Raw genomic sequence first — 22,909 nt, 5'->3', positions numbered from 1 at the left:
CCAGAGGCGGTTAAGCGATCATTGACAGTGCCCGTAAGAGGAACGTTCACTGGGACTAGAGTTTCGAGATGTCCAGAATTAGCGCGTGTTTTTTGCCTGTTTTCTGTATACGAAATAAGTCGCTGCTGAACAGATCGCGGCAGCAAGCGAAAGTGCACCCCATAGCGGATTGACCGGAAAAGCAAAACCCGCAGCGACCAGGAGTAGGACAGTTGCACCAATCGATAGTGATTTCATTACACCAGACTATCTAATTTCGAGAATAGGCACGTCCAGCTGAGGCAATGTGACTTTCTGGGGAGTTCGTTGAGAGTGTCCCGCAAGCCGGTCGTCATACGGGATATACGTGTTCTTGACTCGGCTAATCTTTGAAACACCGAGTTTTCAAACACTTCGGATTCCCATATACCCCGCCCGAGAAAATGCCCGGTGAAGGTGCCTTATACAGACACGGAAAACTATTATTTATGGTGGATCAAGGACCAAGAGGGGCAGCATGGAACTTGGCATACGCCAGGTCGCTGTGGGAGGGCTGGAACGCGCTGAGCTACTGCAACGCATGGTCCAAACAGGGGTTCAGCTTAACGACTACGCCAAAATGCTGTTAGCCCACCGGATTTTCGATGAGGTTGTGTCGGCCCCAAAAGGTGACCGTGGTAAGTCGTAATCTGCGACAGCTTGGTCTGGAGGTCGGAGCAACGTTGACTCAGGTCCTTGAACGCGCAGTCAGCGTCGGATTGAAGTTGTGCCCCGCCATGACCGGCCCGTATCTGCGACTGGATTTTCTGGACCAAGCGTCTTCCAGCAATTCAGTGCTCAGTGATGGGAAGAAGCCGGCTGATTCGTTGGCCGTCGCTTCCGCGGCACCCGGCGATCAGGAATTCCCGCGCGGATTCTATCTGCGGATGGTGGATGGAGTGCCGCGGCTGCGCGGTTATCGCTGCGATGACGCCCACGGCTTTACGCTGGACGATACTTTTATTTTCCAAAGCCGTTGAGCGGAATCCAGGAATAGTGGCGTTCGCTACAGGTTTTCCCGTTGGCGATGGCAGCTGGTAGAATTGTTGACTGTGCCCAGGCGAGGGAAACACCAGCAATGGTGGGACCGTTATCGACAAGGCCGGAAAAGCTCTTTCATCTCCTAGATGTTGGATGCTTCCCGAGTCCACGCAAGGGCCTTAACGAAGCATTCATTTCCTAAGGAGAATTATCATGGCATCTGTCAACCTTGACGCCGTTGTACGTAGCGATTTCGGCAAGGGCGCTGCCCGCCAGGCTCGCCGCGATGGCCAGATCCCAGCAGTTGTCTACGGTGCAGGCTCCGAGCCACAGCACGTACTGCTTCCAGGCCGCGAAACCACCCTGGCCGTTCGCGACCGCGGTGTTGAGCTGGTTCTGAATATCGAAGGCAAGACCGTGAAGACCACCATCAAGGACATCCAGATCCACGCGCTGAACCGCACCGTTGATCACATGGACCTGATCATCGCTGCCTAATTACAGCGAACTAGGTTTTAGCTGAGCATCATGAGTGATGGAACTTGGCTCGTAGCCGGACTCGGAAACCCCGGGTCCGGCTACGCTGGCAATAGACACAATATCGGGCAGATGGTGCTCGATGAGCTGGCTCATCGAGTCGGCTCGAAATTCAAGACCCACTCCTCGCGTTCCCAGGTTGTCGAAGGACGCATGGGGGTTGGCGGTCCACGCATCGTGCTGGCCAAGCCCATGGTTTTCATGAATCTTTCGGGCGGGCCGGTAGCTAACGCGGCAAAGTTCTTCGGCATCGATGCCGCCCGGCTGATTGTCGTGCACGACGAGATCGACATTCCCTTCGATACCATCAAGCTCAAGCGCGGTGGCGGTGAAGGCGGGCATAACGGCCTGCGGGATATCTCCAAGGCCATGGGCTCCAAGGACTACCTGCGCGTGCGCGCAGGCGTTGGGCGCCCTCCGGGCCGCATGGATACTGCCAAATGGGTTTTGCAGGACTTCTCCAAGACCGAAAAGGCCGATCTTCCGTTTCTGATCGACAATTGCGCTGACGCAGTGGAATTGCTGATGAACTCGGGTTTGGAAGCTGCACAGGCAAAATTCCATATCAGCTGACCGCTGATCCCTATGGGGCGCGGTGAAGCCAAGCGGGGACCGCTGGGGACTTGAACGGTCCGCAGCGGTCCTCGACTTCATTAAATTAGGAAAGCTATGGACCGAGGCGTTCCTTACTAAGGCCTAACTTAGATGTGCTTCGAGGCCCGGAGTGGAATAATTACCCAATGTACCCCTTGCCTAATAGGCCTGTGACGATTCTTTGCCACGGCCTGCCGGGCATCCATGACAATTATTCGGAGGACCACGTGCACACGATGACCGGTCAGCCAGAAGCCCTTGAGGCGTTGACAGCTGGAGAAGTTGAGCGCATCAAGGCCGACTTTGAAATTCTGGAGCACCAAGTCAACGGCGTTGACGTTGTGTACCTGGACTCCGGCGCCACCAGCCAGAAGCCGCGTTGCGTCTATGAAGCCGAGCAGCACTACTACGAGAACGCCAACGCAGCAGTACACCGCGGTGCGCATTCCTTGGCAGTTGAAGCGACCGAGATCTTTGAGGAAGCCCGCGAGAAAGTCGCCAAGTTCATCGGTGCACGCACCAACGAACTGGTGTGGACTGCTAATGCCACCGAAGCGCTGAACCTGATCAGCTACTCGATGTCCAATGCCTCCTTGGGGCGCGGGGGAGAGGCCGCGGCCCGATTCCGCTTGGGCCCGGGCGATGAAATCCTCACCACCGAACTTGAACACCACGCGAACCTGATCCCGTGGCAGGAACTGGCTTTCCGCACCGGTGCTACGCTGCGTTACGTGCCAGTCACCGAAGACGGTGCACTGCGCTACGAATTGCTTGATGAGCTGGTTACCGAGAAAACCAAGCTCGTTGCCTTCACCCACGTTTCGAATGTGCTGGGCACCATCACCGATACCCAGAAGTTCGTTGACGCTGCCCGCAAGGTCGGCGCCCTGACCGTGCTGGACGGATGCCAGTCCGTGCCGCACCTGCCGGTCGACGTGAAAGCCTTGGACGTTGACTTCATGGCCTTCTCCGGCCACAAGATGCTCGGCCCAACCGGAATCGGCGCACTCTACGGGCGTGAAGAACTGCTCAACGCAATGCCACCGTTCCTCACGGGTGGATCGATGATCACCGTGGTGGACATGGAGCACGCAGAATACATGCCATCGCCGCAGCGTTTCGAGGCCGGAACCCAGCGCATCGCTCAGACCCACGGCTTGGCTACCGCAGTCAGCTACCTGGATGAAATCGGCATGGGCCGTATCGCGGCCTGGGAAGAGCACCTCGGAGCAATGCTCTATGAGGGCATCTCGAAAATCGAAGGCGTGCGCGTTTTCGGTCCGGCCGACGCGCAGCGTATCGGTACTGTCCCGTTTGAAGTGATCGGGGTGCACCCGCATGATGTCGGCCAGTACCTCGACTCGCGCGGCATTGCGGTACGCGTGGGCCACCACTGTGCGCAGCCGCTGCACCGCGCCCTGGGCGTGAATTCCACGACCCGCGCCAGCACCTATCTGTACAACACGGAAGAAGACATCAAGGCCCTGCTTGAGGCCTTGAGCTCCGTGCGCGAATACTTTGGAGTTTAAATGAACGAATTGGATCAGCTATACCAACAGGTCATCTTGGACCACTCGAAGCGCCGCATCGGTTCGCCGCTGGTCGAAACCACCGAAGGATTGCTGCACGGCGAGTCCCACCAGCACAACCCGATCTGCGGCGACCAGATCCGTGTCCGCGTAGAGCTCGATGACCAGGAGCATTTCACTTCGATGAGCTGGGAAGGCGATGGCTGCTCCATCTCCATGGCCTCTGCCTCGGTGCTGGCCGAGATGCTGCCTGAACTGACCAAGGAAGAATTTCTTGGAAAGCGGGACTATTTCCGCGAGATGATGCGCTCCAAGGGAAACTTCCAGCCGGATGAAGAGGTGCTGGAAGACGCTGCTGCCTTCGTCGGCGTCTCCAAGTTCCCCGCACGCGTCAAGTGCGCAATGCTCGCTTGGGTGGCCGCTGAGGTCGCGATGCACGAGGCCCGCAAATAGTAGCAAAACCAAACAGCTCGGGCGCCGGCTTCCACATGTGGAAGCCGGCGCCCGAGCTATTTCTTCAGGATTCCAGAAGGCTACTTTCCTTCGTCGTCCTGCTGGTACACATCAGGGATGCCATCCTTATCGGCATCGCGGGTCTCGCGCTCGTGGATGACCTTGTATCGGCGGTTACGGGGAATCAGCCACAGGGCACCGAGGATCGCGGCAACGAATGAACCAGCCAGGATTGCTACCTTGGCATGCTCATAGTGCGCCGACTCCAAGCCGAAGGACAATTCGGAGACCAGCAGGGATACGGTGAAACCGATACCTGCCAGCAACGTGACACCCAGCAGGTCGCCCCAGCGGGCATCCTTGTCCAGCGAGGCCTTGGTGAACTGGGTCAGCACCCAGGTCGAGCCCATAATGCCGATCGGCTTGCCGAGCACCAGACCCAGCACGATGCCCCAGAACACCGGATCGGTGAGCAGGCCGCCGCTGCCATTGTCAGGGGAAATCACGGTCACGCCGGCGGCGAAGAAGGCGAAGATGGGAATGCATATGCCGGAGGACAGCGGGCGGAAACGGTGCTCGAATCGTTCAGCCAGGCCGATGCCGTCACGGCCATCGGTGCGCTTGACCGGGACACAGAAGCCCAAGACCACACCGGCGATGGTGGCGTGGATGCCGGAGCCGAAGACGAAGATCCAGGTAATGACACCCAGCGGCAGCAGGATTGCCCACGCGGCCCACGCACGCTTGGCGAAGAACTTGCCAAGGAAACGGGCAAGGACCGTGAAGAGAATGATGGGGATCAGCGACAGGCCCAGGTAGGACAGCTTCAGGTCATCGGTGAATACGACGGCGATAATGACAATAGCGATCAGGTCATCGACTACAGCCAGAGTCAGCAGGAAGATGCGCAGCGCTGCGGGAAGCGCCGAACCAATCACCGCGAGCACAGCCACGGCGAACGCAATGTCTGTTGCGGTTGGAATGGCCCAGCCACGCAACAACTCACCGCCACCGGACATGGAAGCGATAGCGACAAAGATCAATGCCGGCACCAGCACGCCGCCAAAAGCGGCCGCTACCGGTACGGCTGCCGTTTTCGCATTGCGCAGATCGCCAATGACGAATTCTTTTTTCAGCTCCAAGCCGGTCAGGAAGAAGAACACCGCCAGCAGAGCATCGGCAGCCCAGTGGCCGATGGACAGATTCAGATCCACACCGAAAAGGGTAGGTCCGAAGTGGAAGTCACGCAGTGCGAAGTAGGACTCGCGCAGCGGGGTGTTAGCCCAGATCAATGCCAGCAAAGCGCCGGCGATGAGTACCATGCCGCCGACGGTTTCCTTGCGCAGGATGTCGCCGATACGGATAGATTCTTTATAGCTGGGGCGCGAAAACAGGTTCTTGCTGGAACCCGAAGACGGAGTTTGGGTCATGCTTTTAACTCGCTTACTTCGTTAAATGAATATTTCTCGCCGACCAGACTTCCCGGCACACCTGTCACCAACCCTAGCGCGAACAGTGCTTCAGAGCACAAATCCCCGGACGCTTTGCGAGAAATCGCACGTCCGGGGACTGAATGTGAAACGTAACTATTCGGAGTGGCTTATTTCGAAAGCCAGGCATTGACCTGAGCAGCCTGCAAATTCAGTGCCTTGCCCAGGTAAGGCTCCGCAGCCGAAGCCAACTTGCCGCCGATGAATGGAATCGACGAGGAAACCTTGGCGTCGATGGAGAATTCGGAAGTTTCGCCCTGGGCCTTGAGCTGTTCGGTGCCGCTGACGGTCACCGGAACACCGGCAACGGAGATCTTTACCGTAGCCGAGCGGTTGCCGGCAGCATCTGGTGCTGTCCACTGGTCTACCTGGGTGATCTCGATGGTCGCGCCAACGAACTTGCGGGCGATATCCGGAACGCGATCGGTGGGGACCGAACGAACGGTGGTCACGGTGAAGGCGCCTGCGGTATCGCCGTTCACGGAGAAATCGGTCAAGGAACCGTTGGCGACCTTGGTCAGGTGCTCGGCAAAGCCACGATCGCTAAGCGTAGCGATGACCTGGTCTGCAGGGTGGGCGATCTGAGTGCTTGCGTTCAATGCCATGAAAGCTAATCCCAATCTGGAAATCTAAGTGGCCGGGCAACGAAATCGCAGGCCCGGCAACGGACAGTATTAACACTATCTGCAAAGCCGCATTGGGTAGGCTAGGACTGCACCCAAAACAGCATATTGACGTTTCCGGCCGTGGAAAAACATTTACGGTCGGCGTTCGTGGTGTCGTTTCGACGTAATACAGTATGAATGCACCCGGCCAAGCGTCTGCATGAGAGGACCCGAACCCCCATGAGCCTAAGCGGACTTCATGATTTCCTGCGCGAGGAACCTTCCTTCAGGCGTATTGGGCAACGCGCAGCTCATGACTACCCGACGCGCAGCGAAGAGCTGGAAATCGCGGCCCCGCAGGGCATGCGACCGATCCTCTCGGCGCATATCAGCCAGGCGCTGCGTGAAAGCAAGCATTCGGGGGTGACGCTCATCGTCACCGCGACCGGCCGTGAAGCCGAAGAAGTCTCCAGCTCACTGGGTGCCTACCTCCCGGCAGGCCAGATCGCCGAGTTCCCTTCTTGGGAAACCTTGCCCCATGAGCGCTTGTCGCCGCGAAGCGATACCGTGGGACGCCGCCTGGAAGTGCTGCGCCGCCTGCACGACCGGGATGAGAGCCTAAACATCATCATTGCTCCAATTCGTGCCGTGCTGCAGCCGTTGGTCGCCGGCCTTGGCGAATTGCGCCCGGTCATCCTGGAACTGGATGCCGAGCCGGGCTTCGATAAAGTCATCAAGGACTTGGCTGCTGCGGCTTATGCCCGAGTGGACATGGTGACGCACCGCGGCGAGTTTGCGGTGCGTGGTGGCATCATCGATGTTTTCCCGCCGACATTGGACCATCCGGTCCGCATTGATTTCTTCGGGGACCAGATCGACTCGATGCGATTCTTCGCCATCGCAGATCAGCGGTCCACTGATGATCCCGGTCCCACCCGGATCATTGCCACGCCCTGCCGTGAAATGCTCATCACCCCGCAGGTGATGAGCCGGGCAGCGAATCTGAAGAACCATTTCCCGGCGGCCCAGGAAATGCTCACCAAGATTGCCGGCGGCATCGCTGTTGAAGGCATGGAATCCTTGGCTCCGCTGCTGGTGGACAAGATGGTTCCGCTGCTGTCCTTGTTGCCGGAATCGTCCATTGCGCTGGTGATGGAGCCAGAGCGCGTGCGCGCCCGCGCGCATGACCTGAACGCCACCAATGCCGAATTCCTGGCTGCCGCGTGGGCTTCGGCTTCGGATGGAGCCAGCGCTCCGTTGGATCTGACCACCGCGGATTCCGAGCGAAAGCTGGCTACCGGCGATTTTGCCTCGCTGGCAGAAACAGTAGAACACGCACAAGCCGCCAAGGTTTCCTGGTGGGCTATTACCTCCCTGGGTGCCGATGACGAGCTGGATTTGGGCGCGGCCACCATCCGTGTCCCGGCCCGTGAACCGCACGGCTACCAGGGCGACATCGAGGCGATGATGGAATTCATCGCCGGACGCGTCAAGGACCAATGGCGTTTCGTCGTGGCTACCGAGGGTCCCGGCCCGGCAGCCCGCCTCTCGGAGCTTTTCGCCGAGTTCAAGATCCCGGCACACAGGGTGGATGACCTGTCCGCGGAACCCACCGCTGGACTGATCGAGATCACCCAGGCCACCGCCGGCCGCGGGTTTGTCTTCGAGGAACTGAAGCTGGGACTGCTCACCGAAGCAGACTTGCTGGGCCGCTCCAGCGCGTACCCGAACCGCAAGGGCCGCAAGCTGACGGTCAAGCGCAAGCGCAATGCCGTTGATCCGCTGAGCCTGCAGGCCGGGGACTACATCGTCCACGAACAGCACGGCATCGGCAAGTTCGTCGAGCTGGTGGCCCGCAAGGTCAATGGCTCGGGCAAGGATGCCAAGCGCGAGTACCTGGTTGCGGAGTACGCCTCTTCCAAGCGCGGAGCCCCGGGGGACCGTCTGTTCGTCCCGATGGACCAGCTGCATATGGTCACCCGGTATGTCGGCGGCGAAGCGCCGACCTTGTCCAAAATGGGCGGTTCGGACTGGGCCAGCACCAAGTCCAAGGCGCGCAAGGCCGTCAAGGAAATTGCTGGCGACCTGATTAAGCTCTACTCGGCACGCATGGCCAGCCGTGGCCACGCCTTCGCATCAGACACCCCGTGGCAGAACGAGCTGGAGGAAGCCTTCGCGTTCATCGAGACTCCGGATCAGCTCACCGCCATCAACGAGGTGAAATCCGATATGGAGAAGGAAATCCCGATGGACCGGTTGATTTCCGGTGACGTGGGCTTTGGCAAAACCGAAATTGCGGTTCGCGCCGCCTTCAAGGCCGTCCAGGACTCCAAGCAGGTTGCCGTGCTGGTTCCTACCACCCTGCTGGCTTCCCAGCACCACCAGACCTTCACCGAACGCTATTCGGGCTTCCCAGTCCGCGTGAAGACCCTCTCGCGTTTCCAGAGCGCCAAGGAATCGAAGGAAATCCTGGCCGGCCTCAAGGACGGCAGCGTGGACATTGTCATCGGCACCCACCGCCTGCTCTCCAAGAACGTGGAGTTCAAGAACCTGGGCCTGGTCATCATTGACGAGGAACAGCGCTTCGGAGTGGAGCACAAGGAAGAGCTCAAGAAGATGCGCACCAACGTGGATGTGCTGGCGATGAGCGCCACCCCGATCCCGCGTACCTTGGAGATGTCGCTGACCGGCATCCGCGAAACCTCCACCTTGGCGACCCCGCCCGAAGAACGCCATCCGGTGCTGACCTACGTGGGTCCACGCAGCGACAAGCAGATTTCCGCGGCCATCAAGCGCGAGCTGATGCGCGATGGCCAGGTGTTCTTCGTGCACAACCGGGTCAGCTCCATTGAGCGGGTAGCGGCCGAATTGCGCGAGCTGGCCCCCGAAGCGCGCGTGGAGGTAGCGCACGGCAAGATGAGCGAATCCCGGCTGGAGCGGATCATCCAGGACTTCTGGGAGAAGAAATTCGACGTACTGGTCTCCACCACCATCATCGAAACCGGCCTGGATATTTCCAATGCGAACACGCTGATTGTGGACCGCGCGAACAACTACGGCCTGTCCCAGCTGCACCAGCTGCGCGGGCGCGTTGGGCGCGGCCGTGAGCGTGCCTACGCGTACTTCCTGTGGGATGTAGAGAAACCGCTGGGGGAGGTTGCCCTGGAGCGCCTGAAAGCCGTTGCCGCGCACAACGAGCTTGGCTCCGGCTACCAGCTGGCCATGAAGGACCTGGAACTGCGTGGAGCCGGTAATCTGCTGGGCGGCGAGCAGTCCGGGCATATCGCCGGTGTGGGCTTCGACTTGTACCTGCGCCTGGTAGGCGAGGCCGTGGCCGATTACAAGGGCGAAGGCGAGGAAGAAGCCGCCGAGATGAAGATTGACCTGCCGGTCAATGCCCACCTGCCACACGACTATGTACCTGGTGAACGACTGCGTTTGGAAGCCTATCGCAACATTGCCCAGGCCGAGACCGACGAGGCGCTGGGTGAAGTCCGCGATGAGCTGGTGGATCGCTATGGCAAGCTTCCAACTCCGGTGGAGAACCTCATGCGCGTCGCGGCCCTGCGTATTCGCGCGCGTGCTGCGGGGCTGCATGATATCCAGCAGGTCGGCAACCACATCAAGCTGGCTCCGGCCAGAATTGAAGACCTGCCAGCTTCGCGCCAGGTGCGCTTGGAACGCCTGTACCCGGGGGCTGCGAACAAGCCGGCGCTGAATTCGATCTTCATCCCGAAGCCCAAGACCTCGCCCATTGGCGGACGGGACTTGGCCGACGGGGAGATCCTGGAGTGGGCGGAGAAGCTGCTCTACGCTATTTTCGAGCCAGCACCCGCACCGGCAGCAAAGGACTGATTCGGTTGAACTCGCGGGCCAGTAGGATGCCTTTTCCGGCAGGCTGCTGGCCGGCGTTTGCTACCGCTGGCCCGAGGCAGCAGGCGAGGCCAGTTCTCCGGCGTAGCCCTTGATCGCCCGGGCGTAGAGCGAGGCATGGCGCGCTAATGCGCTGACCGCCAGCTGGACCGCTTCGGTGGATTGCCCGGCATCGTGCAGGGCCAGAACCAGGAAGGCCTGGGCGTCGGTAAAGATCGGTGAATCGGCAGTGATCTGCTGCAACAGTTCGATGGACTGGGTGTACTGCCCGAGAGTGCGCAGCGTGCTGGCTAGCTGGAGCAGCGCTTCATCGTGCCTTGGCGCTTCCAGCCCAGCTTCCAGTGCCGCCCGGTAGGGGCCGACCGCTTGTTCTTCTTCCCCTAGGTAGTCGTGCAGGGACGCGACCTCGAAGAGCACCCGCGGATCCTGCGGATCCTTGCCCTGCACCAGGAGTGCCAGTTCGGTGCGCAACTGTTCAGGGCGTTTGCCATTGGCTGAGTTCCAGAACTCTTCGATGCGCTGATCCCATGATTCCATGGGGCCAGTCTAAGCGAGGCAAGGCAGCTTAAACGCAAGAGAGGGAAACCCGGACACGGGTTTCCCTCTCTTGAAAAGTTCTAATTAATTCTGGTGGGCGTTAGCTGCCGCAACCAGATCCTCAGCCTTTTCCGCGCGACCCATCAGGTGCATCGGGATAGCGAAAGCCAGGAACATCAGAGCGAAGCTGACCAGGGTCGGCCACCAAGCAACCTCAAGGGTCCAGTAGCCCAAGGTGTAGACGCCAGCCGAGAACATCACGAAGAAGATCACGAGGTTGACGATATTGCCGACAAGGCGGCCTTCACCGGAATGGGCAGTGTTCTTGCCGTTCGAGTACACTTTTTCTCCTTGGGAAAACGGATTGGTGCGATTTCCTAGTAGCTGGAACCGCTTTGCTCTCCCTCTAGGATAGCAACTCCTGAGCTAGAACCTAGCCGGGTCGCACCGGCCGCAATCATGGCCCGCGCGGTTTCAACACTGCGAACGCCGCCCGAGGCCTTGACACCCATTTCCGGGCCGACGGTCTTGCGCATCAGCTCGACGTCTTCGACGGTCGCGCCGCCGGTGGAGAAACCGGTGGAAGTCTTGACGAAATCAGCGCCAGCGGCCTTTGCGGCCTCGCAGGCCAGGACCTTGGCTTCCTCGGTGAGCAAGCAGGTTTCGATGATGACCTTCAAGATGGCTCCACCTTCATGCGCGGCCTGCGCAATGGCGAAGATCTCGTTGACCAAGGCATCCCGATCGCCACGCAGGGCGGCGGCAACGTCGATCACCATGTCGATTTCGTTGGCACCGTCTGCAACTGCGTGCTTGGTTTCGAATACCTTGGTATCGGTGGCCGAGGCACCCAGCGGGAAACCGATGACCGAACAGGTCAGTACGTCCGAGCCTTCCAGCTCGCGCGAAACGGTGGAAACCCACAACGGGTTGACGCAGACCGACTTGAAGCCGTACTTCTTGGCTTCCTCGCAGATCTGCACAACTTGTTCGCGGGAAGCATTCTGAGCCAACAGGGTGTGATCGATGTAGCTTGCGATCTCGCGGGCGCTTAGTTCAGTCATCATTTCCTCTAACAATAAAGATTTCAATCATTTCAAATGAAGGTCTCGAAGGGGTAAGCCTAGTTGGCATTCAGGTAAGCTGCCAATTCATCCTTGATTGCCAAGACCTGCGCTGTAGCGCGTTTGCGGGCTTCAGGGACCTCGGCCAGATCATCGACCGGCTCAATAGTTTCCAAGTAGCACTTGAGTTTCGGTTCCGTTCCCGAGGGCCGAACGATCACGCGGGCACCGGAAAATGTATGCAAGACCATGGCGTTGGTCGCAGGGAGCTTCTCGGTGCCCCTGGACAGGTCGGTCACCTCGGAAACCTCGGAGCCGCCCAGCGAGGCCGGAGCGTTCTTGCGGATCCTTTCCATGAGCACCGGGATCTGCGCCAAGTCGGTGAAGCGCAGGGACAGCTGGTCGGTGACGTGCACGCCATGCTTGGCGGCCAGTTCATCCAGGCGGTCCGGGATGGAGCTGCCCGAGGCCTTCAACTGCGCAGCCAGATCGGCCAGGACGATCCCGGCAGAAATCCCGTCTTTGTCGCGCACCAGTTCCGGGGCTACGCAATAGCCCAGGGCTTCTTCGTAGCCGTAGCCCAGGTCCTCAACGCGTGAGATCCACTTGAATCCGGTCAAGGTTTCTTCGTGCTCGCGTCCGGCGTCCTTGGCGATGGCTGCCAGCATGCGCGAAGACACGATGGAATTGGCCAATTTCTTGCCCTCTGGCAAGGTCTTGGAGACCTGGTCCCCGAGCAGCCAACCTACCTCATCGCCGCGCAGCATCCGCCAGCTGCCGCCGTCGAGGATGGCTGCCGCGCAACGGTCGGCATCGGGGTCATTGGCAATGACCAGATCAGCACCGACCGTGCGGGCCAGTTCCAGCGACAGGTCGATGGCCCCTGGCTCCTCGGGGTTAGGGAACTTCACGGTAGGGAAGAGCGGATCGGGGTGTTCCTGCTCAACGACCATGTGCACGTCGTCGAATCCAGCGTTCAGCAGGGCTTGGCGCATGGTGTGGCCACCCACGCCGTGCATTGCCGAAACCACAATTCGCAGATTCTTGCGCACCAGGCCCTGCGGCTGGTTCGCTTCGATGATCGGGTGGATGGAAGCGAGATAGGCTGCCTCGATATCGCCTTCTTCGCCTGGGGCCGGGAGCACTTCCCAACCGGACTGTGCCAGCGGGATCTGCGCCACTGGCTGGTCTTGGTCAATCAAGGAAGCGATCTGCGCATCGATCGGGGAGACGATCTGAGCCCCGCGGCCCGGCGCATCGGTGATCCTGCCGCCCACGTATACCTTGTAGCCGTTGTCCCGCGGAGGGTTGTGGCTGGCCGTGACCATGACGCCGGCTTCCGCGCTGAATTCACGAACGGCCCAAGCCAGCACCGGGGTCGGCAAGGCCGAGGGCATCAGCAGCACCTCAAAACCGGCAGCGGCGAAGACGGCGGCTGAATCCTTGGCGAAGGCATCCGAGTTGAAACGGGCATCGAATCCGATGACGACCTTCGGGACATATCCGCCGTTGGCCTTTTCGCCCAGGAAACGGGCGATGCCCGCAGCGGTGCGCAGGACCACCACACGGTTCATGCGCATCGGGCCGGCGCCCAATTCGGCACGCAGGCCTGCGGTGCCGAATTCCAGGACGCCGCTGAAGCGGTCGGCGATGTCCTCGAAGGCCAGCGCGTCGCCGTCGGTGACGCGCTGGATCAGTAATTGCAGTTCTTCCTGCGTTTGCGGATCGGGATCCTGGGCTGCCCATTGGCCCGCCGCATCAAGCAACTGGATTTTCTGCGTGTGATTCACTGATTTCCCTTCGAAGGACACTGACTGCTTCTTTGCGCCGATAATGCGAGGCTTAGAGCTTCGCGATGATCTCTGCCAGCAACTTGGAGATGCGCGGACCGGCGGCCTGGCCGGCCTCGATGACTTCCTCGTGGCTCAGCGGCACCGGGCTGATGCCGGCGGCCAGGTTGGTCACCAGGGAAATGCCGAAGATCTCCATGCCTGCATGGCGGGCGGCTATCGCTTCCAGTGCGGTGGACATGCCGACCAGATCAGCACCGATCACCTTGGCGTACTGGACTTCGGCCGGGGTTTCGTAGTGCGGTCCGGTGAACTGCGCGTACACGCCCTGATCCAGGGTCGGATCAACTGCGAGGGCAATCTCGCGCAGGCGCGAGGAGTACAGGTCGGTCAGGTCAACGAAGGTCGCGCCCTCCAAAGGGGAGGCGGCAGTCAAGTTGATGTGGTCCGAGATCATTACCGGGGTGCCTGGGGTCCAGTCCGGATTCAGGCCTCCGCAACCGTTGGTGAGCACCAGCTGCTCGCAGCCGGCAGCTGCCGCGGTGCGGATGGGGTGGACTACCGCGCGCACGCCGCGCCCTTCGTAGTAATGGGTGCGGGCACCCAGAACCAGGACCCGCTTTTCAGTGGACGTCAGGATCGAGGAGATGCTGCCCTTGTGCCCGGGTACGGCCGGGGCATGGAAGCCTGGAATCGAGGCGGCATCCAGGGTGTGGGTGGTTTCGCCGATGAGTTCGGCGGCCTGGCCCCAACCGGAGCCCAGGACCACCGCGATGTCGTGTTTTTCGACGCCGGTCTGTTCGGCGATTGCCTGGGCAGCTTGTGCCGCCAGGACCTGTGGGTCATTTTGCATATCAGTCACGGGAAATACGCTACCGGTAGCGGGGCGCTTTGTCAGGTGAAACTAGTGCTTCAGATTCAAAATCACGTTCCGGGATCGTGCTTCGATGTGCGCAATCACCGTGCATGGTGAACAATAGTGAATGTGAGCGCAGATCGTAGGAATGAAGCAACCCGTTTAGTTATTCTCGGCGGAGGACCTGGCGGCTACGAAGCTGCCATGGGTGCAGCCCAGCTGGGCGCCAATGTCACCGTCGTGGAGCGTGCAGGCATGGGCGGTTCAGCGGTGCTGACCGACGTCGTGCCCTCCAAGACCCTGATCGCTACGGCGGACGCAGTGCGCCGGGTGAAGCACGCAGAGACCTTTGGAGTCCACGTTGACGGCCTCGACTCGGCCGTCACCGACTTCTCGGTGGTGAACCACCGCCTGCTGGATCTTGCCAAGGAGCAGTCCTCGGATATCCGCACCACCCTCGAACGCGCTGGCGTGCGCATCGTGATCGGCGAGGGCCGCTTGCTGGACGACCACACGGTTGCCGTATCGCACCCGGATGGTTCCGAGCAGGAAATCGAAGCGGACGCCATGCTGATTGCCGTGGGAGCCCACCCGCGCGAACTGCCTACCGCCAAGCCTGATGGCGAGCGAATCTTCAACTGGACCCAGATCTACAACATGAACGAGGTGCCTGAACACCTGATCGTTGTAGGCTCCGGCGTTACCGGTGCAGAATTCGCTTCGGCGTACAACTTGCTCGGTGCCAAGGTCACGCTGGTTTCCTCGCGCGACCGCGTGCTGCCCGGCGAGGATGCAGACGCAGCTGGCGTGCTGGAAGATGCTTTCAAGGACAACGGCGTTAACGTTGTTTCCCAGGCTCGCGCCGAGGGCGTGGAGCGCCAGGGCGACAGGGTGCTGGTCACCTTGGCGGACGGTCGCGTGCTCGAAGGCAGCCACTGCCTGGTTGCAGTGGGCGGCATCCCCAATACCGCCAACATGGGTCTGGAAGAAGCCGGTGTGCAGCTGACCGACTCGGGCCACATCAAGGTCGATGGCGTTTCGCGCACTACCGCAACCAACATCTACGCTACCGGCGACTGCACGGGCGTCTTCGCCCTGGCTTCGGTAGCAGCCATGCAGGGCCGCATTGCCGTGGCCCACCTGCTCGGCGACTCGGTAAAGCCATTGAACCTGGATCTAGTGGCATCCAACGTCTTCACCTCCCCGGAAATCGCTACCGTGGGTGTGACCCAGCGTGCGGTTGCCGAGGGCAAGTACCAGGCCAACATCATCAAGGTTGACCTGAACACCAACGCTCGCGCCAAGATGATGAACGTGGACCAGGGCTTCGTGAAGATCGTTTCCCGCAAGGGCTCGGGCACTGTTATCGGCGGTGTTGTGGTTGCTCCGCGTGCCAGTGAATTGATCTTCTCGCTGGCACTGGCGGTCCAGAACAGCCTTCATGTTGATGACGTGGCTGAAACCTTCACCGTTTACCCGTCGTTGTCCGGTTCGCTGGCCGAAGCGGCACGTCGCCTGCACCGTCATCGGTAGGTTCTGAAGAACTTTTCCAGGGCGGCATTTCCCTTGCATTCAGGGAGATGCCGTCCTTTTGCCATTAATGCCGTAATACAAGCTCTTGTGACGCCATTCACTTTGCCGACCGACTCTGATATAAGTGTAAAAACCGTTTTCTCAGGTCACGTCTCAATATGTGGAAGCGCATATTCCTGCTAGTAGGCCCGTGAATTGCCGTTTGCTGTTCAGTTTCATTTCATCTGGTGTCCAAATGCTGGACATCAATATCCGAATACTGGTCACCGAGGTTTACGATTATGGCAACGTAAATGAACATCTGACTCGTACTTTCACTCTAAGGAGCAGCCTCCATGTCGCAGGCTAACCAAGCAGTGGCGCCGAAGGAAAACACCCGCGGTCGCGTGCTGTTTGCCAGCATGATTGGCACCACTGTCGAATTCTTCGACTTCTACGCCTACGCCACCGCGTCGGTTCTCGTTTTCCCGGCGTTGTTCTTCCCTAACGCCTCCACCATCAACGCGATCCTTTCATCGTTCGCGATCTTCGGCGTGGCTTTCGTGGCTCGTCCACTGGGTTCAATCATCTTCGGCCACTACGGCGACAAGCTCGGCCGCAAGGGCACCCTGGTGGCGTCACTGCTGCTGATGGGCATTGCCACCTTCCTGATCGGCTTCCTGCCGCCGGCCGCGGGCAACTGGACCGTTTTGGCTCCGACCGCACTGGTGCTGCTGCGCTTCGCACAGGGCCTGGCGCTGGGCGGCGAATGGTCCGGCGCTGCGCTGCTGGCCACCGAGAATGCGCCGAAGAACAAGCGCGCCATCTACGGCACGTTCCCCCAGCTGGGCGCACCCATCGGCTTCATCATCGCGAACCTGATGTTCGTGGCCCTGCAGACCTTCTGCACTGCAGAGCAGTTCATGGCATGGGGCTGGCGCGTTCCGTTCTACTTCTCGGCAGTCATGGTGATCATCGGCCTGTGGGTACGCCTGAAGCTGGTTGAATCCGCGTCCTTCAAGAAGGTCCTGGACCAGAAGAAGGTAGTGAAGTCGCCGTTTGCGGTGACCATGAAGAAGCACTGGCGCCCAACCCTGGCCGGTACCTTCATCATGCTGGCAACCTATGTGCTGTTCTACCTGATGACCTCCTTCACCCTGACCTACGGCACCCAGCCAGCTACCGTCGAGCAGGCGACTGCTGCAGCTGAAGCCAAGGGCAAAACCTTTGACGCCGCAGGCTTCGTTCCGGGCTTGGGCATTGAACGCCCGACCTTCTTGACCATGCTGATCATCGGTGTCGTCTTCTTCGGTATCTTCACCGTGGTTTCCGGCCCGTTGGCTGAGAAGTTCGGCCGCCGCAAGTTCCTGATCTGGGTTACCGCGGGCATCTTCGTCTTCGGACTGTCGTGGACCCTGTTCTTCGGTCCAGGCCAGGGCGCTGCCATGGCCGGGCTGATCATCGGGTTCACCCTGATGGGTCTGACTTTCGGCCCAATGGCTGCGTATCTGCCTGAGTTGTTCCCGTCCAATGTCCGCTACACCGGCTCGGCTGTTGCCTACAACATGTCCTCGGTGATCGGTGCGGCTCCTGCTTCCTTCGTGGCTGTAGCCCTGTGGAAGGCCGGTGCGGGCAACACCACCGGCGTTGGCCTGTACTTGGCACTTGGCGCGGTACTGACCTTGGTCGCGCTGTTCATGACGCGCGATACCTCTGACATGGACATGGAAGAGTGGGTCGAGTAGTTCGACAGTCTTGCCGAGGGAACGGCTCGGCGAATCATCAAGCCATGATGATTCGCCGGGCCGTTTCCCGTTTCCGTGCAGCCTGGATGAATACGAGCTGAAAAGGGCCATCAACCCCTGACAACTTGATGCGCGGCATGGAAGCATGGGACGCGGAATATCCAATACCGAAGGGGAATGCTCATGCGTATTGCAGTTGCGGGAGGCACCGGCGCTATCGGCACGCTGGTGGTCGAAAAACTCAAGAGTGCTGGCCACGAACCAGTGGTGCTCGCACGGTCCGTGGGATGCGACCTGGTGAACCGCAACGCGGTAAAGCAGTGGCTGGTTGACTGCCAATCGGTCATCGATGTTTCCGGAGTTTCCACCACCAGCTCTGCTGCAACCATGCGGTATTTCACCCACTCGACGGCCAACCTCGTCAGTGTGGGGCGCGAGTCCGGGGTGCAGAACCACGTGGCGCTCTCGATCATCGGAGCGGCCGAAGTGGATTCCAGCTATTACGCGGGCAAAGCCGTGCAAGAGCGGATGCTGCACATGCTTCCCGGTGGCTATACGCTGCTGCGCTCGACCCAGTTCCACGAATTCATTGGCCAGAATATCAAGCGTCTGGGCGCGGGTCCGGTGCAGATGGCGCCGAAAATGCGGATGCAGCCCATCGCGGGCATCGAAGTGGCTGCAGCACTAGTGGATCTTGCCGAGGGGTCGGCGCAGGGCGTGGTGCAAGACCTTGCTGGGCCGCAAGAAGAATACGCTCCCGACCTGTTTGCCAAGTACCTGCAGGCCCAAGGCAGGTCTCCAAAGATGGTTGAAGTGCCTGTTCCTGGCCCCATGGGCAAGGCCATGCGTGATGGGGGACTGCTGCCAGGCGGTTCCGCCCGGTTGGGCCACGAAACCTTCGATGCCTGGCTAGCGCGGCAGTAGCCCGAACCAGCCTCCTTATTCAGTATCCATTGGCTGGCGTGCGGGAACTTCCAGCATCCGAATAGCCGTGACAAAACAAGTGGATTCTGGAAGCATCACGTCATGGACGAAAAAGAACCGCATGTTCCCTACAATCCCACGCCTCGGGACTTTCCCGGCTTTGCGATGCCAGCTTCAGTGCCGCAAGGCATGCGTCTGGAGCTGAGCCGTTCAAGGATCAAGGATGGGCAGGATGAGAACTTTGGCGCCTGGATCGACATGCTCAATGCGCGCTACGAGGAATGCGAAGCATCCTTATCGGCACAACGGGCAGCGCTGGAAGCAACATTCAGGCATGTGGAAGCCGATGGTTCAATATGGATCTACCACCTGAGCCTGGTAGGCGAGAACGGCGGCGGGCTCGATACGCAGCAGGATATCGATGTGGCGCACGAAGCAGCTAGCCGCCAGGCGAAAATGCCTGGCTGGGAAGAACTTGAACCGAAGTTCCTGCTCATGCCCGATCACCTGAAGGCATCCATGGCGCACTGGGCAGAACATGGACAGGTGCCAGAGTAGAAGATTCCAGTTGCAGAACGACGCAGGGCCTGGACATATCTGTCCAGGCCCTGCGTCGTTGCAAACGAGTGCTACTTGGCTTCTTCGATCGAAGCGATGACGGCGCCCGATGACAGGGTCTCGCCCGGGGCAACTTCCAAGCCGCTGACCACGCCATCACGGTGCGCAGTAATTGGCTGCTCCATCTTCATCGCTTCCAGCACGACAATCAGATCGCCCTGGGCCACGGCCTCGCCATTCTCAACGGCAACCTTCACGATGGTGCCCTGCATCGGCGAACGCAGTTCTGCGCTGTTCGCGCCAGCGGAGCTGGCTGCCTTGCGGCCCGGCTTGCGCTTCTTCTTGCCTGCGGCCTTCTCGGCACCGTTGGAGGATACCGATCCCAGCGACGAAGGAAGGGTGACTTCCAGGCGCTTGCCGCCAACTTCAACGGTCACGCTGGTGCGCTCGTCTTCGGCTGCGTCCTCGCCGTCCATTGGCATCGGGTGGGGCTCGATGGCGTTATCGAATTCGGTTTCGATCCAGCGGGTGTGGACCTTGAACGGCCCCTGGGCCGGAACGAACGATGGGTCGCTCATCACTGCACGGTGGAATGGCAGCACGGTAGCCATGCCCTCGATCTGGAATTCTTCCAGCGCACGGCGGGCACGAGCCGCAGCCACTTCACGGGTGCTGCCGGTGACGATCAGCTTGGAGATCATCGAGTCGAAGTTCCCTGAAACGCTTTCGCCCTGCTCGATGCCCGAGTCAACGCGAACGCCGGGCCCCGATGGCAGGTTCATCTTGGAGATGGTGCCCGGGGTCGGCATGAAGTTGCGGCCGGCATCTTCGCCGTTGATGCGGAACTCGAAGGAGTGGCCGCGGATCACCGGGTCGGTGTAGCCCAGTTCTTCGCCGCGGGCGATGCGGAACTGCTCGCGAACCAAGTCCAGGCCGGTGACTTCCTCGGAGACCGGGTGCTCAACCTGCAGGCGGGTATTGACCTCGAGGAAGGAAATGACGCCATCCTGGCCTACCAGGAATTCGCAGGTGCCTGCGCCGTTGTACTTCGCTTCGCGCAAGATGGCCTTGGATGCTTCGTACAGCCGGGTGGTCTGCTCTTCGCTCAAGAACGGGGCCGGCGCTTCTTCAACCAGCTTCTGGTTGCGGCGCTGCAGCGAGCAGTCGCGGGTGGAGACGACAACCACGTTGCCGTGGATATCGGCCAAGCACTGGGTCTCCACGTGGCGCGGTGCATCCAGGAAGCGTTCGATGAAGCATTCGCCGCGGCCGAAAGCCGCGACAGCTTCACGCACTGCCGAGTCGTACATCTCGCCGATTTCTTCGCGGTTGCGGACCACCTTGATGCCGCGTCCGCCGCCACCGTAGGCAGCCTTGATGGCCAGTGGAAGTCCGTGCTCGTCGGCGAAGGCGTATACCTCGTCGGCCGAGGCCACCGGATCCTTGGTGCCGGGAACCAGCGGAGCGCCCACCTTTTCAGCAATGTGGCGGGCCTTGACCTTGTCGCCGAGCTGGTCGATGGACTCTGGCGATGGGCCAATCCAGGTCAAGCCCGCGTCAATAACAGCCTGGGCGAACTCGGCGTTCTCCGAGAGGAAGCCGTAGCCCGGGTGGATCGCGTCGGCGCCGGAGCGTTCAGCTGCGTCCAGGATCTTCTCAATGCGAAGGTACGATTCAGCGGCGGTGGTCCCGCCCAGCGCGTAGGCTTCATCAGCCAGACGCACATGCAGGGCATCGCGATCCGAGTCGGCATAGACCGCAACGGACTCGATTCCTTCATCGCGTGCGGCACGGATAATACGCACTGCAATCTCGCCGCGGTTGGCGATAAGCACCTTCGTCAATGGATTCATCATGAACCTTGTCTTTTAAAAATAGGGTTTCTCAGCTATGAGCCTATCGTTTTTGTGGGAACTATATGTAGTTATCGCCTAGAACGAGGGTGTTAGGGTGAATTTTTTGGAGGAATCCTACAAAGGACCTTGGCGCTGGCTCAACGTGGAACCTGCCCCGCGAGGCCTGCGGACCCTGTCGCCGGCGAGGCCTGCGGACCCTGTCGCCGGCGAGGCCTGAAAGGGGCGCTGCTCTCAGCTGGTGCGCTGGCAGCGCTGGCCTCTGCCCTAGTCTTCGCGCACCCGGCGAACTAGGCTATCGACAAGATGGAAAACAAGGAGGCTGCCGTGGGAAATCGAGGCAAAGCGCTCTGTGCGCTGCTGGCTGCTGGAATGCTCGCCCTGGCCGGTTGTTCCAGCGCAACCGGCATCCCGGCGCTTGACCGCGAACCGGCTGGAACCGACCAGTGGCCGGGGGATAGGAGCCAGTTGGAGAACCTTGGCATGCAATCCGTGCGTTTTCTGGTCATGCACGGCAACGCCGACTACTACGCCGCCGCATCGGCAGATGAGCAAAGGGCTTGCCTGTTCAAATTCGCCCAGGGAGAGGTCTCCGCAGCTGGCGGATGCGGCGGGGCAGGGGACGCGGACGCCATCGTCGAGGTGAGGGCGCCTGGAACGAGGATGATGCTGGTCCGGGCCGGAAGCGACTTCTCGGACTTGGAAGAGGTGGGCTGGACCAGGATCCACGAGAACATTCTGGTGTTCTAGCTGGCCGGGAGCCAAGGGATTCCTGAAGGGCCGCTTGACGCCTGCAGGATTGGGTTATCCAAGGTTGGCGCCCATGGTGTACACCACAGGTCCCTCTGCTATCGCGGTGCGATGCAATACCTCGAAACCGTGCCGCTCGTATAGGCGGACGTTTCTCTCGTTGGATGTTTCCAGCGACACCTCGGGATAGTCCGACGCGGCAATATGGTTCAGGCACCGGCTGATGAGTGCCGAACCAAGACCCCGTCCAACGCTGGATCCAGCAACCCCAAGCGTGGCAAAGTCCCACGCGTTCTCAGGCCGCTGTGGCAGGTCGGCTCCGTAGGCGATCTCCAAGCGATCGCCCATCAGCTGCGAAATCTCTTCCTGCATGCCCAAGCCAGGCTCTGGACAACTTGGTGGCAGGAGCGCAGCGACACCGTCGAGGTCCTCGCTGACCAGGACGACTCCATGCTCCAGAGCGTGGGAAAGGTAGACGGCTTGAAGGCGTTCCAAGCGCTCCAGGTAGCGATCGGCTGGAATGCTCCACCGTGTCCAGGGGTAGAACGCAAACGCCTCGGCCAAAGTAGAGGACGCACTGGGAATATCCGCGCGGCGCGCGGAACGGATAGCTGAAGTCATATCCATATCCTAGCCAAGCCAGCCCGGCCTCCCGCCGTGCGCCGCCACGCCATGGTTCCGGCCTGGCATGAATCAGCCCCGGCAGCTACGCCTGCCGTTCGCGGTGCCGCCTGACGGCCGCGCGATTGGCGCAACGCACCGAGCAGAAACGCTGGCGCCCGTTGCGTGTCACGTCCACAACCACGTGGCCGCACGGTGCGGCCTCGCAGCGCCGCAGCCGGTGCATGCCCCTGGTGGTCAGGTGCAATGCCGTGCCCACGCAGAAGACCGAGCGCAGCACCTGGGGCATGCTCTGGCCGTCATCGCGATAGTGCAGGTGCCAACCCTCCCCATCGTGGTCCACCAGGCGTGGATAGGCCGAAGCGCGAGCCGCCTGCAAATTCAGCAGCAGCGCCCGCTCGGGATCGGACGGCGCATCAACGATGTCCAGCCAGTCATCCACTACCGCGCGCGTTTGGGCATAGTCCGAGGCGAACCGCGGAAAAGGCATGGTCATGCCGCTCTGCCGGGTGCGTTGTTCGATGCCGTCGCGGTCCGATGGCCAGTCATTGGCCAGAGATGCAGCGAGGAGCACCGCATATTCTCCGTAAGGGTTGAGTTGCATAAGAACATTACATCA

Annotated in this window: 21 protein-coding genes and 1 pseudogene; 11 read left to right on the top strand and 11 right to left on the bottom strand. The window is 60.4% G+C overall.

Annotation, left to right across the window (positions count from 1 at the left end):
• Positions 1–78 precede the first annotated feature (78 nt).
• The gene (locus ACIOU9_RS07875; RefSeq protein ID WP_166650657.1) at positions 79–237 is read right to left on the bottom strand and encodes a hypothetical protein; all 159 of its coding nucleotides are present in this window, start codon (positions 235–237) and stop codon (positions 79–81) included.
• Positions 238–653: 416 nt separating this feature from the next.
• Between ACIOU9_RS07875 and ACIOU9_RS07870 the strand changes: the two genes are divergently transcribed.
• From ACIOU9_RS07870 to sufU, 5 genes and pseudogenes are all read left to right on the top strand, one after another.
• The gene (locus ACIOU9_RS07870) at positions 654–998 is read left to right on the top strand and encodes a hypothetical protein (protein WP_332487855.1); all 345 of its coding nucleotides are present in this window, start codon (positions 654–656) and stop codon (positions 996–998) included.
• Positions 999–1,212: 214 nt separating this feature from the next.
• Positions 1,213–1,485, top strand: a pseudogene (locus tag ACIOU9_RS07865) (50S ribosomal protein L25); the annotation flags it as partial.
• A 42-nt stretch (positions 1,486–1,527) separates the two neighbouring features.
• Positions 1,528–2,109 carry an aminoacyl-tRNA hydrolase gene (gene pth / locus ACIOU9_RS07860; RefSeq protein ID WP_105657104.1) on the top strand — a complete coding sequence of 194 codons (582 nt, stop codon included), beginning with the start codon at positions 1,528–1,530 and terminating at the stop codon, positions 2,107–2,109.
• A gap of 257 nt (positions 2,110–2,366) precedes the next feature.
• The gene (locus tag ACIOU9_RS07855) at positions 2,367–3,659 is read left to right on the top strand and encodes a SufS family cysteine desulfurase (protein WP_133833245.1); all 1,293 of its coding nucleotides are present in this window, start codon (positions 2,367–2,369) and stop codon (positions 3,657–3,659) included.
• Entirely contained in the window at positions 3,660–4,112 is a 453-nt protein-coding gene (gene sufU, locus ACIOU9_RS07850; protein WP_105657105.1) for a Fe-S cluster assembly sulfur transfer protein SufU, read from the top strand. It abuts the gene before it with no gap.
• Between the two features lie 80 nt (positions 4,113–4,192).
• Here the strand turns inward: sufU and nhaA are convergent, their stop codons facing one another.
• Positions 4,193–5,542: a Na+/H+ antiporter NhaA gene (nhaA, locus tag ACIOU9_RS07845; protein WP_402696472.1), complete on the bottom strand. Its 1,350-nt coding sequence runs from the start codon at positions 5,540–5,542 to the stop codon at positions 4,193–4,195.
• A 170-nt stretch (positions 5,543–5,712) separates the two neighbouring features.
• Positions 5,713–6,207: a DUF2505 domain-containing protein gene (locus ACIOU9_RS07840; RefSeq protein WP_105657107.1), complete on the bottom strand. Its 495-nt coding sequence runs from the start codon at positions 6,205–6,207 to the stop codon at positions 5,713–5,715.
• 240 nt (positions 6,208–6,447) lie between these two features.
• On the opposite strand from ACIOU9_RS07840, the gene mfd reads away from it, so the two are divergent.
• A complete protein-coding gene (mfd, locus tag ACIOU9_RS07835; protein ID WP_402696470.1) occupies positions 6,448–10,062 on the top strand; it encodes a transcription-repair coupling factor in 3,615 nt (1,204 codons plus the stop codon).
• 60 nt (positions 10,063–10,122) lie between these two features.
• On the opposite strand, the gene ACIOU9_RS07830 is transcribed toward mfd, so the two are convergent.
• The 5 genes from ACIOU9_RS07830 to ACIOU9_RS07810 all read right to left on the bottom strand — a co-directional run bounded on the left by ACIOU9_RS07830 (position 10,123) and on the right by ACIOU9_RS07810 (position 14,324).
• Positions 10,123–10,617 (bottom strand): tetratricopeptide repeat protein, encoded by a 495-nt coding sequence (locus ACIOU9_RS07830; RefSeq protein ID WP_402696469.1) that lies wholly within the window; start codon positions 10,615–10,617, stop codon positions 10,123–10,125.
• An 84-nt stretch (positions 10,618–10,701) separates the two neighbouring features.
• Positions 10,702–10,959: a hypothetical protein gene (locus ACIOU9_RS07825; protein ID WP_105657110.1), complete on the bottom strand. Its 258-nt coding sequence runs from the start codon at positions 10,957–10,959 to the stop codon at positions 10,702–10,704.
• A gap of 35 nt (positions 10,960–10,994) precedes the next feature.
• The gene (deoC, locus tag ACIOU9_RS07820; protein WP_402696468.1) at positions 10,995–11,681 is read right to left on the bottom strand and encodes a deoxyribose-phosphate aldolase; all 687 of its coding nucleotides are present in this window, start codon (positions 11,679–11,681) and stop codon (positions 10,995–10,997) included.
• Positions 11,682–11,740: 59 nt separating this feature from the next.
• Positions 11,741–13,471 carry a phospho-sugar mutase gene (locus ACIOU9_RS07815; RefSeq protein WP_402696466.1) on the bottom strand — a complete coding sequence of 577 codons (1,731 nt, stop codon included), beginning with the start codon at positions 13,469–13,471 and terminating at the stop codon, positions 11,741–11,743.
• A 52-nt stretch (positions 13,472–13,523) separates the two neighbouring features.
• Entirely contained in the window at positions 13,524–14,324 is an 801-nt protein-coding gene (locus tag ACIOU9_RS07810) for a purine-nucleoside phosphorylase (protein ID WP_402696653.1), read from the bottom strand.
• 126 nt (positions 14,325–14,450) lie between these two features.
• Here ACIOU9_RS07810 and ACIOU9_RS07805 point away from each other — a divergent pair, with 126 nt between their 5' ends.
• From ACIOU9_RS07805 to ACIOU9_RS07790, 4 genes are all read left to right on the top strand, one after another.
• Positions 14,451–15,860: an NAD(P)H-quinone dehydrogenase gene (locus ACIOU9_RS07805; protein ID WP_181148819.1), complete on the top strand. Its 1,410-nt coding sequence runs from the start codon at positions 14,451–14,453 to the stop codon at positions 15,858–15,860.
• Between the two features lie 335 nt (positions 15,861–16,195).
• Positions 16,196–17,584, top strand: coding sequence for an MFS transporter (locus tag ACIOU9_RS07800; protein ID WP_105657113.1), 1,389 nt, complete (start codon positions 16,196–16,198; stop codon positions 17,582–17,584).
• Positions 17,585–17,767: 183 nt separating this feature from the next.
• Positions 17,768–18,508 carry an SDR family oxidoreductase gene (locus ACIOU9_RS07795; protein WP_402696464.1) on the top strand — a complete coding sequence of 247 codons (741 nt, stop codon included), beginning with the start codon at positions 17,768–17,770 and terminating at the stop codon, positions 18,506–18,508.
• Between the two features lie 102 nt (positions 18,509–18,610).
• The gene (locus ACIOU9_RS07790; RefSeq protein WP_286134588.1) at positions 18,611–19,066 is read left to right on the top strand and encodes a DUF6176 family protein; all 456 of its coding nucleotides are present in this window, start codon (positions 18,611–18,613) and stop codon (positions 19,064–19,066) included.
• Between the two features lie 71 nt (positions 19,067–19,137).
• Here ACIOU9_RS07790 and ACIOU9_RS07785 read toward each other — a convergent pair whose 3' ends face one another.
• A complete protein-coding gene (locus ACIOU9_RS07785; protein WP_402696651.1) occupies positions 19,138–20,919 on the bottom strand; it encodes an acetyl/propionyl/methylcrotonyl-CoA carboxylase subunit alpha in 1,782 nt (593 codons plus the stop codon).
• Positions 20,920–21,225: 306 nt separating this feature from the next.
• Between ACIOU9_RS07785 and ACIOU9_RS07780 the strand changes: the two genes are divergently transcribed.
• Complete coding sequence (locus ACIOU9_RS07780) at positions 21,226–21,669, top strand: hypothetical protein (protein ID WP_402696462.1); 444 nt, start codon at positions 21,226–21,228, stop codon at positions 21,667–21,669.
• A 54-nt stretch (positions 21,670–21,723) separates the two neighbouring features.
• Here the strand turns inward: ACIOU9_RS07780 and ACIOU9_RS07775 are convergent, their stop codons facing one another.
• Both ACIOU9_RS07775 and ACIOU9_RS07770 read right to left on the bottom strand, forming a co-directional pair.
• Positions 21,724–22,290 carry a GNAT family N-acetyltransferase gene (locus tag ACIOU9_RS07775; protein WP_400290185.1) on the bottom strand — a complete coding sequence of 189 codons (567 nt, stop codon included), beginning with the start codon at positions 22,288–22,290 and terminating at the stop codon, positions 21,724–21,726.
• An 85-nt stretch (positions 22,291–22,375) separates the two neighbouring features.
• Positions 22,376–22,894, bottom strand: coding sequence for a CGNR zinc finger domain-containing protein (locus ACIOU9_RS07770; protein ID WP_105657118.1), 519 nt, complete (start codon positions 22,892–22,894; stop codon positions 22,376–22,378).
• Between the last annotated feature and the right edge of the window lie 15 nt (positions 22,895–22,909).

It is taken from the genome of Glutamicibacter sp. NPDC087583 (assembly GCF_044743685.1).
Taxonomy (GTDB): domain Bacteria; phylum Actinomycetota; class Actinomycetes; order Actinomycetales; family Micrococcaceae; genus Glutamicibacter.
Note: the sequence above shows the minus strand (reverse complement) of the source record. Positions and strands in the feature narration are given on the sequence as shown.